Source organism: Actinocatenispora comari, assembly GCF_017312725.1.
Lineage (GTDB): Bacteria > Actinomycetota > Actinomycetes > Mycobacteriales > Micromonosporaceae > Actinocatenispora > Actinocatenispora comari.
Genome location: NZ_BOPO01000039.1, coordinates 59,834 through 74,594, shown reverse-complemented (window position 1 = coordinate 74,594; position 14,761 = coordinate 59,834). Strand labels below are relative to the sequence as shown.

The window sequence follows — 14,761 nt, the reverse complement described above, 5'->3', positions numbered from 1 at the left end:
TTCGTGCGGCACCGGCCGGACAGCTCAGGCCGCCACCGACGCGAGGACGGTCTCCAGCGGGGTGGCGGTCAGGCCGAACGCGGCCTCGGTGGCGCTGCTGTCCATCGTGAACGGCCGCGCCCACTGGTAGTAGGTGGTGCGCATCTCGCGCGCGAACGTGTCCGCCAGCCCGGCACCCCACAGCACCGGGTACGGCAGGGCGGTGATGCGGGGCTCCGGCGCGCCGACGACCGACGCGTACCGGCCGGCGAGCTCGCGGATGGTCAGCGGCGCGACGCTCGGTACCAGCCAGGCCCGGCCCCAGGCGGCCTCGGTGCTCGCCGCGGTGACCAGGGTGGCGGCCATGTCGGCGATCGAGGTGAACGTGTGCGGCACGTCGACCGGCAGGACCGAGAAGCAGCGCTTGCCGGCCCGGACCGGCGCGCCGAGCACCGCGCTGAACACCGAGTTGGCCTCCAGGTAGTCGCCGGCGCGCACCTCGGTGGTACGGATCCGGCCGGCCTCGTGGTCGGCCAGCGCGTCGCGCCACATGTCCGCCCGGATCCGCAGCTTCGGGTGGGTGGCGGCGAGCGGGGTGGCCGGCGTGATCGGCGCGTCGACCGGGCCGTACCCGTACAGGCAGCTCGCGGTGGCGAGCACCGCACCGGTGCGGGCGGCGGCGGCCCGCAGCGCGCTGGCGAGCGGTGGCCAGTCGGTCAGCCACCGGTGGTACTGCGGGTTCGCACAGTTGTAGAGCGCCGCGGCGCCGGTGGTCAGCGCGGTGAGCCGGTCGGCGTCGGTCGCGTCGGCCGCGATCCGCTCGGCCTCGGCGGGACCGGAGCCGCTGCGGGTGACGACGCGGACCTTCTCGCCGCGGTCGAGCAGCACCCGGGCCGTGGCCGTACCGACCGGGCCACCGCCGACGATCACGTGCAGTGCCATGGTGTTCCTCCGTTCACAAGAGAGAGCAGCGCTCTCGTTTGAGACCACTATTCGCGCGGCGTCTGCTCGTTGTCAAGAGCACTGCTCTCGGTTGTGTGCGATACTCGCGACATGGCGGAACGTGGTACGTCGATCCGGGCCCGGGTCCGGGCCGAGCTGACCGAGGAGATCAAGAAGGCGGCCCGGGCGCAGCTCGCCGTCGAGGGCGCGAACCTGTCGCTGCGCGCGGTCGCCCGCGAGCTGGGTATGGCCTCGTCCGCGGTGTACCGGTACTTCGCCAGCCGCGACGAGCTGCTGACCGCACTGATCATCGACGCGTACGACGCGCTCGGGGCCGCCGCCGAGACCGCCGACGCGCGGTACAAGCGGCGCACCGACTTCGCCGGCCGGTGGGTCGCGGTGGCGCGGGCGCTGCGGGAGTGGGCGCTGACCGCGCCCAGCGAGTACGCGCTGGTGCTGGGCAGCCCGGTGCCCGGCTACCGGGCACCGAGAGACACCACCGGCCCGGCCAGCCGCACCCCGTACGTGCTGGTGGGCATCGTCGCCGAGGCCCGCGACGCCGGGCAGCTGGCGCCGGCCGACGGCCCGCCGATCCCGGCCCGGCTGCGTACCGAGCTGGCCGCGCTCGCCCGCACCGTCGAGGTCGACCTGGACGAACCGCTGCTGGCCCGCACGCTGGCGGCCTGGTCCCAGCTCTACGGGGCGATCAGCTTCGAACTGTTCGGCCAGCTCGACAACATGATCGACCGCCGTGCCGAGTGGTTCGACTACCAGGCCCGCGGCATGGCCGCCCAGATCGGGCTGTGCTGAGGGGCTAATTGTCCACTGTGGACACCGGCCGGTCCGGATCGAAGGCGAGCGCGGCGGCCAGGTTGTACTCGGCGATCGCGGTGAAGCCGGCGCGGTCCGGGATGTCGCCGTCGAGCAACCGCAGCGGCCCGGCCACCAGCGACAGGTGCTCGGCCAGCGCGTAGCAGCGGAGCCTGGCCTCGTCGAGCGGCCCGCGCACCAGCCGGGGATGGTCCGCGCCGAACCGGATCCGGGCGAACGCGTGCTCCCACTCCGGATCGAAGTACATCGCGCCCTCGATGTCGATCAGCACCGGCGTGCCGTCCGGCCGGACCAGCACGTGGTCGCCGCCAAGCTCGCCGTGCACCAGCCCGGCCGGCGGTCGCGGCACCACCCGGTCGAACAGCGTGCCCAGCGTGGCGGCGAGCCGGTCCTCGGCCGCGGCCAGCCGCGGCTCGCGCCGGGCCGCGTCGCGCAGGTCGACCAGCGCCCGCTCGTACACGAGGCGCTCGCACCGGGTCTCGCCGATCCGGGCACCCGACTCGACCGGGCCCACCTTGCCGATCGCCGGTGCCGGGCAGCGGCGCATCCGCTCCAGCGCCTTGGCGAGAACGTCCATCGTGACCGGCTGCGGACCGTGCCGCAGCAGCGTCTCCAGTGACGGGCCGGGGATGTCACGCACGATCACGACGTCGGCGTCGATCCACCGCCGCCGCTCGTCGCGCAGCACGATCTCCGGCACCCCGACGCCGAGCGCGGACAGCCGCCGGTGCGCGCCGGCGAACAGCCGGAGCCCGCTGGCGTGCGCGAACGGGTCGGCCGGCCCGTCGTCGCGCCGGGCCGTCGCCGGCCAGAAATCCTCGTCCGGCCGCCACAGGTAGACCACGACCGTGCCGGTGTCGTCCAGCCGGACCCGGTAGACGCCCTTCTTGGAACCGCCGGCCAGCCGCCGGGCCGCCACCGGCCGGCGACCGGTCGCGGCCCGCACGACGGGAGTGAGCTCGCTCAGGTCGGCCGTACGGCGCATGTCGCCACCTCCTCGGCTCGCGATCATGACACCGGTCGCCCCACCACACCACGGAGATTTCGGACGTCCCGACCCGGCGTCGCCTCGGAGCCGTGTTGCCTTGGAGCAGTGTTGCCTGGAGCCGCGTCGCTCGGGCTCGTGTCGCTCGGGCTCGCGTCGCTCGTGCTCGGATCAGCCCCGCTCGCGTTGCCCGGGTCGCTCGGGCTGGTGTCGGTCGGACCCGCGTCGGCCCGGCGCGTGTCCGTCGGCTCGGGTCGGTCCGGAGCGCACCGGCCGGCGGCGTGGGACGGCTGGCACCGACCCGCATCACCGGTCGCCCGCCGCGGCTCGGTCGGCGTGCGCGGCGTGCAGGAAGCCGGTCAACTCGTCGGCCCCGATGCCGAGCTGGCCGGCCCGCTGCGCGGCCATCAGCAGCAGCTGGGCGACCAGGTCGGTGCCGTGCTCGGGATCCGGCGGCCACTCCCAGAGCTTCTCGAAGCCGAGATCGCTCGCCTCGGCCACGAGCCCGTAACCGGCCCGCAGCTCCGCCACCGTGTCGGCGATCGCGGCGAGCCGGGTCGGCCCCGGCCGCACGCAGCGCAGTCCGGGCAGTTCCGCGCCGAACCACCGGCAACCGCTCGGCGGCGACGAGCGCACCGCGGTGTAGTCGCCGGCCGCTCCCAGCGGCACGAACAGCAGCACGAAGCCGTGCACCGGTCGCCCCGACGCATCGGTCAGCTCGAGCTGGATGTCCTGCGGTGCACCGGAACCGGCCTGACCCAGCCGGGCGCCGAGCTGCTCGCGCAGCTCCCAGGTGATCGAGCGCGGGTCGTGCGCCAGCACCTGCTCGCCGTCCGGCACCGTCGCCACCCAGCCGTCGTCACGCTGCTCGACGGTTGCCACGAATCGCCTCATCGCCCGCCCCCGATCTCTCGCACCGGTGGTTCGGCACGCCGCCGACGGCGGCACCGATGGGGGAGACGCTAGGCCGGGGGTACGACATCTTGTGCCGATCGGCGCCGCGACGGGTCGGCGAGCGCACCCGGGCCGCGCCCGCGCGCCATCGCCAGGACACCCGCGCGCCGCTCGACCCGGCGTGCCACCGGTGGCTCAGCCCGCCAGCCAGGCGTACAGGTGCTCCGGGCGCCCGGTGGTCCCGTACCGCAGCGTCATGGTGGCGCGGCCGGACTCGGCGAGCGAGGCCAGGTAGCGCTGCGCGGTGGCGCGGGCGATGCCGAGTTCGGCGGCGACGGCGGCGGCCGACCGCGGTTCGGTGGCCGCCTGCAGCGCGTCGGCGACCAGCCGGGCGGTCACGGGGGAGTGGCCCTTCGGCGCGGCGGCCCGGTCGCCCTCGTGCAGCAGCCGGACCGCGCGGTCGATGTCGGTCTGGCTCAGCGTGCCCGCCGCGGCGAGTGTCGCCCGGTACCGGGCATAGCCGCGCAGCCGGTCCGCCAACTGTTCCGCGGTGAACGGTTTGACCAGGTAGTTGAGCGCGCCGAGGGCGTACGCGGCGCGTACCGTCTCGGCGTCGCCGGCCGCGGTGAGCACGATCGTGTCCACCGACACCTCGCGCAGCAGCGTCAGCCCGGACGCGTCCGGCAGGTATCGGTCGAGCAGCAGCAGGTCGGGCCGGGTCTGCGTGATCAGTCGGTGTCCCTCCGCAACGGTACGGGCGGTACCGACCACGCTGAACCCCTCGACCCGCTCGGTGAAGGCGACGTGCACCTCGGCGACCCGGAAGTCGTCCTCCACCACCAGTACCTTCAACACCCCGCCTCCTCCGGTCCGATCGCCTGCCGATCGTCGACCAGTACACCAGGTGGGCGAGGGGTGTCGAGGGCCGCCGGCAACTGGGCGACGAACACGGCGCCGTGCCCGCCCCCGCCGTCCACCGCGTTCTCCGCGGCGCCGGGGTCGGCGAGGCGGACGTCGCCGCCGAGGCTGCGGGCGGCCTGCCGGGCCAGCGCCAGCCCGAGGCCGTGGCCGGCGCTGATCCGGGTGGTGAACCCCTCGGTGAAGATCCGCGCCCGCAACCCGGCCGGTACCCCGTCGCCGGAGTCGGCCACCGACACGTGCAGCGTGTCGGCGTCGGCGAGCAGGGTGACCTCGACGTACGCGGGTTGCCGGGTGCCCAGGTGGGCGGCCCGGACGGCGTTGTCGACGAGGTTGCCGACCACCGTGGTGACCGCGACCGGTGCGGTGACCCGGCCTGGTACCCAGCTGACGTCGGCGACCCGCAGCCGCACGTCGGCCTCGCCGGCCTCGGCGGTCTTCGCGGACAGGAACGCGTGCAGGTACGCGTCGCGCACCCCGTCCGGGGCCGGCCCGAGCTCGGTGGGCGCGTCCTGCAGCGCGTGCAGGTACTCGACCGCCTCCGCGTGGTGGCCGGTCTGCAGCAGCCCGGCCAGGGTGTGCAGCCGGTTCGCGAACTCGTGCCGCTGCGCCCGGACCGCGCCGGACAGCGACCGTACGGTGTCCAGCTCGCGGGTCAGCGTCTCGATGTCGGTACGGTCCCGCAGCGTCAGCACGGTACCCAGGTCGTGGCCGTCCCGGTGCACCTGCCGGGTGGTGGCGACCAGGACCCGGTCGCCGGCGATCGCCATCATCCGTTCCTGGTCGGTGCGCCGGGACAGCGCGGCGCGGACCCGGATCGGCAGGTCCAGCGCCGCGGCGCGGGCGCCGACCGGCGGCCGGCTGCCGAGCAGCCGGGCCGCCTCGTCGTTGCACACGGTGATCCGGCCGGCGGCGTCGGCGGCGACCACCCCCTCGCCGACGCCGTGCAGCACCGCCTCGCGCTCCTGCACCAGTTCGGCCAGCTCGCGCGGTTCCAACCCGAGCGTCTGGCTCTTCAGCCGCCGGGACAGCAGGGCGGAGCCGGCGACGCCGAGCAGCAGCGCGCCGCCCGCGAACAGCGCCGCGTCGGCGAGCACCCGCAGCCAGTTGGCCCGCACGTCGTCGGCCGCGAACCCGACGCTGACCTCGCCGACGACCCGGTGGTCGGCCGCGTACACCGGTACCTTGCCGCGGGCCGACCAGCCGAGCGTGCCGCGCTGCACGTCCACCACGTCGTGCCCGGCGAGCGCCTCGGACGGGTCGGTCGACACGTGCCGGCCGATCTCGGCCGGGTTCGGGTGCGCGAGCCGGATCCCGCGGGCGTCGGTGACCACGACGAACAGCGCGTCGGTGGCCTGCCGTACCCGCTCGGCGTCGGTACTGACGACCGGCACGTCACCGGCCGCGACCGCGTCGGCGATGTCCGGGTCGGCGGCGACCGCGTGTGCCACCGCGAGCGCGCGCCGCTCGTACTGGTCGGTGAGCTGGCGGTCCATCAGCCAGCCGACGAGCGCGAAGCCGACGCCGACCACCAGCAGGACGACGCAGATCTGGAACAGCAGGATCTGCCGGGCGAACCGGATGCGCGCCAGCCGCCGCGTCAGCCCCGCGCGCGTAATGCGCGAAACGGCATTAACGCTGATTGAACGAACAATTTCGAGAAGGTTCCGCACGTGAGCCAGTTCACCTAACGTTCCGCGCCGAGGCAAGAGGCGACCGAGTCCGCCGAGGAGGGACGTCCATGAACGACCCCGTGATCGAACTCCGGGGTGCCACCAAGCGGTTCCCGAGCGGGAGCGGCCCGGCGCACACCGCGGTGCGCGAACTGACCATGCAGGTGGCCGCCGGGGAGTTCGTCGCCGTGGTCGGCCCGACCGGCTGCGGCAAGTCGACCACGCTGTCGCTGGTGTCCGGGCTGGAGCCGGCCAGCGAGGGCGAGGTGCTGGTGCGCGGGGAGCGGGTGCGCTCGATCCCGCGCGGCGTCGGGTACATGTTCCAGAACGACGCGATCCTGCCGTGGCGCTCGGTGCTGGACAACGTCGCGGCCGGCCCCCGGTACCGCGGCGCGAGCAAGGCGGCGGCCCGGGCGAAGGCGGCGACGTGGGTGGAGCGGGTCGGCCTCGCCGGCTTCGCGAAGTACTACCCGCACCAGCTGTCCGGCGGCATGCGCAAGCGGGTGGCGCTGGCCCAGACGCTGGTCAACGAGCCCGAGATCATGCTGATGGACGAGCCGTTCAGCGCGCTGGACGTGCAGACCCGGGCGCTGATGCAGGACGAGCTGTTGCGGCTGTGGGCCGGTACCGGCGCCGCCGTCGTGTTCGTCACGCACGACCTGGAGGAGGCGATCGCGCTGGCCGACCGGGTGGTGGTGATGACCGCGAGCCCGGCGACCGTCAAGGGCGTGTTCGCGGTACCGCTGTCGCGCCCGCGCAACGTCGAGGAGGTACGGCTGACCGCCGAGTTCCTGGAGATCTACCGCGAGGTGTGGGAGAGCCTGCGGGTCGAGGTGGCCCGGGCCCGCGAGGAGGCCAGCCGTGTCGGGTGAGCACCTGTCCACAGTGGACAACGGGGCGGTGGCGATGGCGGCCGAGCAGCGCAGCGCCGGGGTACCGGATCTGGTCGCGCGGCGCCGTCGGCGGCGCGGCGCGGTCTGGGCGGTCCGGCTCGCCGCGGTGGTGGTGTGGCTGGTCGGCTGGCAGCTGACCGCGACGTACTGGATCGACCCGTTCTACTACTCCAAGCCCACGGCGATCTGGTCCCGGCTGGTCGGCTGGTTCAGCCACGGCACCGCGTTCGGCTCGATCTGGACCCAGATCGCGGTGACCCTGGAAGAGGCGGTGTTCGGCTTCGCGATCGGCGCCGTGGCCGGCGTCGTGCTCGGCATCGTGCTGGGCCGGGCCCGGTTCCTCGCCGAGGTGGCGGCGCCGTTCATCAAGGCGGCGAACGCGGTACCGCGCATCGTGCTCGCCTCGCTGTTCATCATCTGGTTCGGCCTGGGCATGTCGTCGAAGGTCGCCACCGCGATGGTGCTGGTGTTCTTCGCGGTGTTCTTCAACGCCTTCCAGGGCGCTCGCGAGGTCGACCGCAACCTGGTCGACAACGCCCGGATCCTCGGCGCCAGCCGGATCTCGGTACTGCGCACCATCGTGGTGCCGTCGGCCACCTCGTGGATCTTCGCCTCGCTGCACTCGGCGTTCGGGTTCGCGCTGATCGGCGCGGTGGTCGGCGAGTTCACCGGCGCCGACAAGGGGCTCGGTCTGCTCATCAACAACGCCCAGGGCACGTTTGACTCGGCCGGCATCTACGCCGGAATGATCGTGGTGACCGTGCTTGCGCTGGTCGCCGAGTGGCTGATCTCCACCGCCGAGAAGCGGCTGCTGCGCTGGCGCCCCCCGGCCGCCAGCGCCGACGTGCAGACCTGACGGCGACATTCGTTCCCTCACCCCGCAAGGAGTTTCGATGAGAACACGGTCCATCGTGTGCGCCGTGCTGGCGGCGGCGCTCACCCTCACCGCGGCGACCGGCTGCCGCGACTCGCGGGACAAGGCCGGCGCCGCGGGCGCCGACAACCACGTCTCGATCATGGTCGGTGGCATCGACAAGGTGATCTACCTGCCGGCGAAGCTCACCGACCAGCTCGGCTACTTCAAGCAGGAGGGCCTCGACGTCAAGCTGCTCACCGAGCCGGCCGGCGCGCAGGCCGAGAACGTGCTGATCTCCGGCGACGTGCAGGGTGTGGTCGGCTTCTACGACCACACCATCGACCTGCAGACCAAGCACAAGTGCGTCGAGTCGGTGGTGCAGATGGCCGACGTGCCGGGCGAGGTCGAGATGGTGGCGAGCGACAAGGCCGGCCAGATCCGCTCACCGAAGGACTTCAAGGGCCGCAAGCTCGGCGTCACCAGCCCCGGTTCGTCCACCGACTTCCTCACCCAGTACCTCGCGAGCAAGCAGGGGCTGACCGCGGCGGACTACACGACGGTCAAGGCCGGTGCCGGGCAGACGTTCATCGCGGCCATGGAGAACGGCGGCATCGACGCCGGCATGACCACCGACCCGACGGTGGCGCAACTGGTCAGTACCGGCAAGGGCAAGGTGCTGCTGGACATGCGTACCGAGCAGGGCACCCGGGCGGCGCTCGGCGGGCTCTACCCGTCCAGCTCGCTGTACATGGACTGCGCGTACGTCAAGGCGCACCCGCAGACCGTGCAGAAGCTCGCCAACGCGATGGTCCGGACGCTGAAGTGGATCCACGCGCACTCCGCCGAGCAGATCGCGGCGAAGATGCCCGCCGACTACGCCAACGGCGGCAAGCAGCTCTACGTCCAGTCGGTCAAGAGCACGATCGGCATGTTCAACTCCGACGGCCGGATGGACGCCGGCGCCGCGCGCAACTCGCTGAAGGTGCTCGGCTCGTTCTCCCCGAACGTCAAGGGCAAGCAGGACACGGTCGACCTGTCGAAGACCTACACCACCCAGTTCGTCGACAAGGCCAGCTGACGAGGGCCAGCTGACGAGGGTCGGGTGTCCCGACCGCGGCGGCCACGCCGGTACCCACCGGAGTGGCCGCCGTCGGACGTCCGGGGCCGACGCTCACCCGGTGGACTTGCCGGTGCCCTCGCCCTTGCTGACCAGCTCCGGGTGGGACAGCAGCAGGTCGTCCACCTTGTCGGTACGCAACGCCTGGAACAGCTGGTCGTCGACCGGCTGCACGACGCCCTCGTTCCCGTCGGCCAGCGTGGTGTGCGCGATCTGCAGGGTGGTGATGCTGTCCGGGCTGATCTTGCGCAACGCCAGCACCAGGTCGACCACCTTGTACCCGTTCAGGTCCGTGGTCAGCGCCTTGCCGGCGGCGCCGATCACGCTGTTGATCTTGGACGGGTTGGTGAGCACGCCCGCGCTGGTGGCGCGCTTGAGGATCTGCTTGATGAACTGCTGCTGCATCCGCTGCCGGCCGTAGTCGGAGTCGTTGTAGGCGTAGCGTTCCCGGACCAGGGCGAGCGCCAGGTCGGCGTTGTAGTGGTTGCAGCCCTTCTGGAACGTGTGGTGGCCCAGCGAGGGCTGGGTCGACGTGAAAGTCTTGTCCACGCACAGCGTCACGCCACCGAGTTCGGACACGATCGCCTTGAACCCGTCCCAGTTGACCAGGGCGGCCATGTTGAACTCGGCGCCGGTGAGCTGCTGCACGGTGGCGTGCAGGGACTGCATGCCGCCCTTGATGTCGTTGACGTCCTTCATCCCGTTCGGGAAGGCGGCGTTGATCTTGGTGGTCTCGCCGCCCTTGCCGGTGTGCTTGTCGACCGGGATCGTCACCTCCAGGTCCCGCGGGATCGACAGGAGGTAGGCATGGTCGAGCGAGGCCGGGATGTGCAGCCACATGATCGAGTCGGTCCGGGGCAGCTCGCCGGACTTGTTCCAGCTCTTGCGCATGTCCGAGCCGGCCAGCAGCATGTCGATCGGTCCGGTCACCCGGCTGCCGTGCTCGGTGTTGCGGTTGTCGCCGTCGCCCAGCAGATCGTCCTGGGCGACCGAGTTGTTGACCTTGTCGGCCACGGCGACGGTGCCCGCGTAGACGCCGGTACTGGTGATCACCAGTACCAGGCCGGCGATCAGGCACAGCTTCGTCCACCAGGGACTGCGCCTGCGGTTCCGGCGGCGACGGCTCATCAGGTCACTCCTCGTTCATCGCGGTGGGGGGAGTCGTGATCAGGTGTTTCGGGGGGTGACCACGTTGTCACGCGACGCGGCATTGTCGCCGTCTCCGGATCGACGTGCCGCTTTGTTCGCCTCCTACCTTGCCGTACGGATCGGCGGCCGCGCGGGGCGGCCCGGCACACCACGCCCGTGGCGAGCCGCTGGTTGCGCTCCGTTCGGGTACCGCCGACGGCACGGTACCGGGTGTCACCGGCCGAGCCCGCGGCCGTGGGCCACCAGTTCGGGATGTGCCAGGACGAAACCGTCCATCCGGTCGGTCCGCATGGCCCGGAACAGCTCGCCGTCGACCGGTTGGACCAGTTGCTCGTTGTAGTCGGGCAGGGTGGTGTGCGCGATCTGCAGGCTGGTGATGGCGTCCGGGGTGATCCTGCGCAGTGCCAGCACCAGGTCGACCAGCCGGTAGCCGTCGCGGTCCATGGTCAGCGCCTTGCCGGCCGCGCCCACCACCTTGTCGATCTTGGTCGGACTGGTGAGCACGCCGGCGCTGGTGGCGCGCTGGAGGATCTGCTTGATGAACTGCTGCTGCATCCGCTGCCGGCCGTAGTCGGAGTCGGCGTACGCGTAGCGCTCCCGCACCAGGGCCAGCGCCAGCTCGGCGTCGTAGTGGTGACAGCCCTTGCGGAAGGTGTGGTGGCCGAGCGTGGGCTGGGTCGAGGTGAAGGTCCTGTCCACGCACAGTGTCACGCCACCGAGCTCGGACACGATCGCCGTGAACCCGTCCCAGTTCACCAGCGCCGCCATCGAAAAGCTCTCGCCGGTGAGCCTGCGCAGCGTGGCGTGCAGGTTCTGCATGCCACCGGTGACGTCGTCGACGCCGGTCATGCCCCAGGCGAACGCCGCGTTGATCTTGGTGCTGACGCCACCCCTCCCGGTCCTCGGGTCGTACGGGATCGGCACCTCCAGGTCGCGTGGGATCGAGAGCAGGTAGGCGTGGTCGTACGAGGCGGGCACGTGCAGCCACATGATGGTGTCGGTCCGCGGGTTCTCCGTCTGGTGGCGGTGCCACGACCGCCGCAGGTCCGAGCCGGCCAGCAGGATGTCCAGCGGCCCGGTCACCCGGCTGCCGGGCGTGCGCCCGCCTCCGTCGCCGAGCAGGTCCGCCTGCGGGACGGACCGGTCGACCCGGTCGGTCACCAGCACGGTGCCGGCGTAGCTCGCGCCGCTGGCCAGCGTCAGGACGATCCCGGCGACCAGGCAGAGCCTGGCCCACCACGGGCTGCGTGCGCGGCGTCGGCCGGCCATCGGTACTCCTCGATCGGTAGGGGTGTGCGCGGCTGCGGGTGGGTCAGTCGCCGGTGCCCAGACTCGGCCCGGTCACCAGCCGGGCCAGATCGGTGCCGGACAGCGGCGGCGCCGGCAGCGCGGCCTTTCCCGGGGCGGCGCCCCGCTGGTCGGCGCTGACCGTGACCCAGTGGCCGGCGCCGAATGCGGTCGCGTACCGCACGGTGTTGCCGTCCGGCAGGTCCTGCTCGTCCAGCCGTACCGCCACGCCGCGCACCGAGGTCACCGAGCACCGCGTTGCCGTACCGGTGTGCCGCAGCGGGACCGTCGCGTCGCACACCGAGCCGGCCGCCGGGTACCGCACTCCGTTCGTCCAGGTGACCCACAGCGAGCCGGCCCGGCCGTCGCGGTAGACGTCGGTGTGCGCGTCGATCCGCCAGCTCCCGTCCGCCTTGGGGTGGCCGGCCGGGGCGGTGTAGCCGCGCACCTCGTACCCGAGTCCCCCGTACCGCACCAGATCCGTCGTTGGCACGGTGTAGCCCGGCGGTACGGCGTGGGTCAGCGTGTCGAGCAGCTGGGCGGCGCGGGCGGGCAGATCCGGGCCTCCCGCGTGCGGTCGGCCGGACGGCAGGAAGTGCGTCACGTTCGGCGTCGGGTGCGGGGTGTACCCGCGGGCGACGCCGCGCTGCGGCGGCACGGACCGCTCGCCGGACAGCAGGCCGGTGGCGCCGGCGGTACCGGCGGCGGCGAGCAGCACCACGGCCAGCGCGGTGGCGGACGCACCGAGCGCGCGGCGACGCCGGGCGGCACGCCCGGCTGCGATCACCTGGCCCGCCTCGGGCAGCGGTGGTTCCGGCGTGTCGAGCACCCGCTCGAACAGGTCGGTGACCTCGTGCTCGCTCATACCGGGTCTCCCGCGCCGATCGAGTGGCGCTCGGGTAGTGCCCGGCGCAGGGTCTCCAGCCCGCGTGCGGTGTGGCTCTTCACCGTGCCCTCGGTGATGTCGAGCAGCTCGGCGGTCTCGGCCACCGACAGGTCCTCCCAGAACCGCAGCACCAGCACGGCCCGCTGCCGGCTCGCGACCTGCGCCAGCGCGGCCACCAGGACCATTCGTTCCTCCGGCGCGGACGGATCGACCGCGACGTCGGGTACCGCGTCGGTCGGGTACTCGCGGCGCGACCCGCGGCGTTTCTCGTCGAGGAAGGCGCGCACCACGATGCGCCGCACGTACTGGTCGAGCCGGTCGTGCGCCGACACGCGGTGCCAGGCCAGGTAGAGCTTCGTGTACGCGGTCTGGACCAGGTCCTCGGCGCCGTGCCAGTCGCCGCACAGCAGGTACGCGGTGCGCCGCATCGACGCCGCGCGCGCCCGGTAGTACGCGGTGAACCCGTCCTCGCGTCGGCCCATCCGGCGGTGCCCCCTTGCGTACCCGTGTGAGTGAGACACGGGTCGACCCCCGCCGCGGGTTGTCACCACCGGCCAGGAATCTGCGAAGCTCGCCCGCCACGGCCGGGACCGGAGCCGGCCGGACACGACACTGCCGGGGTGGCCGGTGGCCGCCCCGGCAGTGGTTCGACGCCGGTGTCAGTGCACGGTACGGGTGGCGGACAGCGGGCTCGCCACCTCGGTGGGGCTCAGCGCCATGACCGCGTAGCCGTGCGTGCCGGTACCGGCGGTGGTGTCGGTCCAGCGCTGCGCGTGCCCGGTGGCACGTACCGTCGCGATCAGGTTGCCGGCGTCGACGACCGGTCGCGCGCCGCGGCCGTCGAACCGGAAGATCGCGTAGCTGACGGGGCGCAGCGATCCGGTCGGGTGGAACCGCAGGCTCACCCCGTCGCCGGTGCGTACCGCGTGGGTCAGCTGCGGGCGCCCCGGTGCGCGCGGGTCCAGCCGCGGCATCGCCGGCGGCAGCGCCGGGTGCTGGTAGTGTTCGGCGACCAGCCGGCTGGTCGCGCCGAGGGTGTCGGCCCGCACCTCGGTCGCGGAGAAGTAGACGTTGCCGGCCACCTCCGGGTACTGCGCGTCGAGGTCGAGGTGGCGGGACAGCTCGGCCTGGTCCTGCCAGGCGGCGGGCTGGCCCGCGGCGCCGACCTTGTAGGTCGCCTCGCCGATGTACAGCTTGACCGGGGTGTCGCGCACCTGCTCGGCCCACCACGGGGTGAGCTTCGCGTAGTCGGCGACCGCCAGCCCGATGTTCCAGTACACCTGCGGGTTGATGTAGTCCAGCCAGCCCTGCTTGACCCACTTGCGGGTGTCGGCGTAGTTCGCGTTGTACGACTCGGTGCCGCCGGTGTCCGAGCCGGCCGGGTCGCTGGAGGCGTTGCGCCAGATGCCGAACGGGCTCACCCCGAACTGCACGTGCGGCTTGCGCGCGTGGATGCGCTGGTACATCTCGCTGATGAGCAGGTCGATGTTGTGCCGGCGCCAGTCGCCGATGTCGTCGAACCTGGCGCCGTAGGTGGCGAAGGTGTCGGCGTCCGGCAGCTCCTGCCCGGCCACCGGGTACGGGTAGAAGTAGTCGTCGAAGTGCACGGCGTCGATGTCGTAGCGCAGCGCGTCGAGGATCGCGTCCTCGACGAACCGGCGTACCTCCGGGATGCCGGGGTCGTAGTAGAGCTTGGGGCCGTAGGCGAAGACCCAGTCCGGGTGGCGGCGGGCCGGATGCGACTCCACCAGCTTGCTCGGGTCGGTCTGCATGCTCACCCGGTACGGGTTGAACCAGGCGTGCAGCTGCAGGTTGCGCTTGTGCGCCTCCTCGACCGCGAACGCGAGCGGGTCGTAGCCGGGGTCGACCCCCTGGGTGCCGGTCAGGTACTGCGACCACGGTTCGTAGGGCGACGGCCAGAACGCGTCGGCGGTGGGCCGCACCTGCAGGACCACCGCGTTGAAGCGCAACCGTACGGCGAGGTCGAACCAGGCGGTGAGCTGGGCGCGCTGCTCGGCGGCGGGCAGCCCGGTCGCGGACGGCCAGTCGATGTTGACGACGCTGGCGATCCACATCGCCCGCAGCTGCCGCAGCGGCGCGTCCGGGTCGGGCTCGGCGGTGGCGCCGGCCGGGGCGGACGGTTGGGCCTGGGCGGCGGTGGGCAGCAGCATGCCGGGGATGGCGGCGACGCCGGCGGCGAGGGCGGTACCGGCGGCGAGCGTGCCGAGCCGGCGGCGGGTCAGCGGGGTGCCGAGCACCCGCTCGGGCAGGTCGGGACCTGACGGGGGCATCTGAAGTTCCCTTCAAGCCTTGAGGTGACGTTGGTAAGGAAGTTTCACGCCCGGCGGCCC

14 protein-coding genes are annotated in these 14,761 nt (G+C 72.6%); 4 read left to right on the top strand and 10 right to left on the bottom strand.

What is annotated here, in order from left to right:
• Nucleotides 1–24 precede the first annotated feature (24 nt).
• Entirely contained in the window at nucleotides 25–921 is an 897-nt protein-coding gene (locus tag NUM_RS12465; protein ID WP_207124974.1) for an NAD-dependent epimerase/dehydratase family protein, read from the bottom strand.
• 111 nt (nucleotides 922–1,032) lie between these two features.
• On the opposite strand from NUM_RS12465, the gene NUM_RS12460 reads away from it, so the two are divergent.
• A complete protein-coding gene (locus NUM_RS12460; RefSeq protein ID WP_207124973.1) occupies nucleotides 1,033–1,731 on the top strand; it encodes a TetR/AcrR family transcriptional regulator in 699 nt (232 codons plus the stop codon).
• 4 nt (nucleotides 1,732–1,735) lie between these two features.
• Here NUM_RS12460 and NUM_RS12455 read toward each other — a convergent pair whose 3' ends face one another.
• The 4 genes from NUM_RS12455 to NUM_RS12440 form a co-directional block, all read right to left on the bottom strand.
• Complete coding sequence (locus NUM_RS12455) at nucleotides 1,736–2,737, bottom strand: phosphotransferase (RefSeq protein WP_207124972.1); 1,002 nt, start codon at nucleotides 2,735–2,737, stop codon at nucleotides 1,736–1,738.
• 306 nt (nucleotides 2,738–3,043) lie between these two features.
• Nucleotides 3,044–3,619: a hypothetical protein gene (locus NUM_RS12450; RefSeq protein ID WP_207124971.1), complete on the bottom strand. Its 576-nt coding sequence runs from the start codon at nucleotides 3,617–3,619 to the stop codon at nucleotides 3,044–3,046.
• Nucleotides 3,620–3,826: 207 nt separating this feature from the next.
• Complete coding sequence (locus tag NUM_RS12445; RefSeq protein WP_207124970.1) at nucleotides 3,827–4,486, bottom strand: response regulator; 660 nt, start codon at nucleotides 4,484–4,486, stop codon at nucleotides 3,827–3,829.
• Nucleotides 4,480–6,222, bottom strand: coding sequence for a sensor histidine kinase (locus tag NUM_RS12440; protein WP_225918519.1), 1,743 nt, complete (start codon nucleotides 6,220–6,222; stop codon nucleotides 4,480–4,482). The genes NUM_RS12445 and NUM_RS12440 overlap by 7 nt, the downstream gene beginning before the upstream one ends.
• A 68-nt stretch (nucleotides 6,223–6,290) precedes the next feature.
• On the opposite strand from NUM_RS12440, the gene NUM_RS12435 reads away from it, so the two are divergent.
• The 3 genes from NUM_RS12435 to NUM_RS12425 are packed head-to-tail and all read left to right on the top strand — an operon-like array spanning nucleotide 6,291 to nucleotide 9,049.
• On the top strand, nucleotides 6,291–7,094 hold the full coding sequence (locus NUM_RS12435) for an ABC transporter ATP-binding protein (protein WP_207124969.1): 804 nt from the start codon (nucleotides 6,291–6,293) through the stop codon (nucleotides 7,092–7,094).
• Nucleotides 7,084–7,971: an ABC transporter permease gene (locus NUM_RS12430; RefSeq protein WP_225918518.1), complete on the top strand. Its 888-nt coding sequence runs from the start codon at nucleotides 7,084–7,086 to the stop codon at nucleotides 7,969–7,971. The genes NUM_RS12435 and NUM_RS12430 overlap by 11 nt, the downstream gene beginning before the upstream one ends.
• Before the next feature lie 37 nt (nucleotides 7,972–8,008).
• Nucleotides 8,009–9,049 (top strand): ABC transporter substrate-binding protein, encoded by a 1,041-nt coding sequence (locus NUM_RS12425; RefSeq protein ID WP_207124968.1) that lies wholly within the window; start codon nucleotides 8,009–8,011, stop codon nucleotides 9,047–9,049.
• Nucleotides 9,050–9,142: 93 nt separating this feature from the next.
• Here the strand turns inward: NUM_RS12425 and NUM_RS12420 are convergent, their stop codons facing one another.
• The 5 genes from NUM_RS12420 to NUM_RS12400 form a co-directional block, all read right to left on the bottom strand.
• The gene (locus NUM_RS12420; RefSeq protein WP_207124967.1) at nucleotides 9,143–10,216 is read right to left on the bottom strand and encodes an LCP family protein; all 1,074 of its coding nucleotides are present in this window, start codon (nucleotides 10,214–10,216) and stop codon (nucleotides 9,143–9,145) included.
• A 234-nt stretch (nucleotides 10,217–10,450) separates the two neighbouring features.
• Nucleotides 10,451–11,506: an LCP family protein gene (locus NUM_RS12415; protein WP_207124966.1), complete on the bottom strand. Its 1,056-nt coding sequence runs from the start codon at nucleotides 11,504–11,506 to the stop codon at nucleotides 10,451–10,453.
• Between the two features lie 43 nt (nucleotides 11,507–11,549).
• Nucleotides 11,550–12,389, bottom strand: coding sequence for a hypothetical protein (locus NUM_RS12410; RefSeq protein WP_207124965.1), 840 nt, complete (start codon nucleotides 12,387–12,389; stop codon nucleotides 11,550–11,552).
• Nucleotides 12,386–12,892, bottom strand: coding sequence for a SigE family RNA polymerase sigma factor (locus NUM_RS12405; RefSeq protein WP_207124964.1), 507 nt, complete (start codon nucleotides 12,890–12,892; stop codon nucleotides 12,386–12,388). Before NUM_RS12405 ends, NUM_RS12410 begins: the two co-directional genes overlap by 4 nt.
• Before the next feature lie 177 nt (nucleotides 12,893–13,069).
• Entirely contained in the window at nucleotides 13,070–14,701 is a 1,632-nt protein-coding gene (locus NUM_RS12400) for a glycoside hydrolase family 10 protein (protein ID WP_225918517.1), read from the bottom strand.
• Between the last annotated feature and the right edge of the window lie 60 nt (nucleotides 14,702–14,761).

Excerpts from the sequence above, each read along its gene's own strand:
- NUM_RS12465 (WP_207124974.1), bottom strand. The coding sequence starts at position 921 with ATGGCACTGCACGTGATCGTCGGCGGTGGCCCGGTCGGTACGGCCACG.
- NUM_RS12460 (WP_207124973.1), top strand. The coding sequence starts at position 1,033 with ATGGCGGAACGTGGTACGTCGATCCGGGCCCGGGTCCGGGCCGAGCTG.
- NUM_RS12435 (WP_207124969.1), top strand. The coding sequence starts at position 6,291 with ATGAACGACCCCGTGATCGAACTCCGGGGTGCCACCAAGCGGTTCCCG.
- NUM_RS12415 (WP_207124966.1), bottom strand. The coding sequence starts at position 11,506 with ATGGCCGGCCGACGCCGCGCACGCAGCCCGTGGTGGGCCAGGCTCTGC.
- NUM_RS12455 (WP_207124972.1), bottom strand. The coding sequence starts at position 2,737 with ATGCGCCGTACGGCCGACCTGAGCGAGCTCACTCCCGTCGTGCGGGCC.
- NUM_RS12400 (WP_225918517.1), bottom strand. The coding sequence starts at position 14,701 with ATGCCCCCGTCAGGTCCCGACCTGCCCGAGCGGGTGCTCGGCACCCCG.
- NUM_RS12410 (WP_207124965.1), bottom strand. The coding sequence starts at position 12,389 with ATGAGCGAGCACGAGGTCACCGACCTGTTCGAGCGGGTGCTCGACACG.
- NUM_RS12405 (WP_207124964.1), bottom strand. The coding sequence starts at position 12,892 with ATGGGCCGACGCGAGGACGGGTTCACCGCGTACTACCGGGCGCGCGCG.
- NUM_RS12420 (WP_207124967.1), bottom strand. The coding sequence starts at position 10,216 with ATGAGCCGTCGCCGCCGGAACCGCAGGCGCAGTCCCTGGTGGACGAAG.
- NUM_RS12425 (WP_207124968.1), top strand. The coding sequence starts at position 8,009 with ATGAGAACACGGTCCATCGTGTGCGCCGTGCTGGCGGCGGCGCTCACC.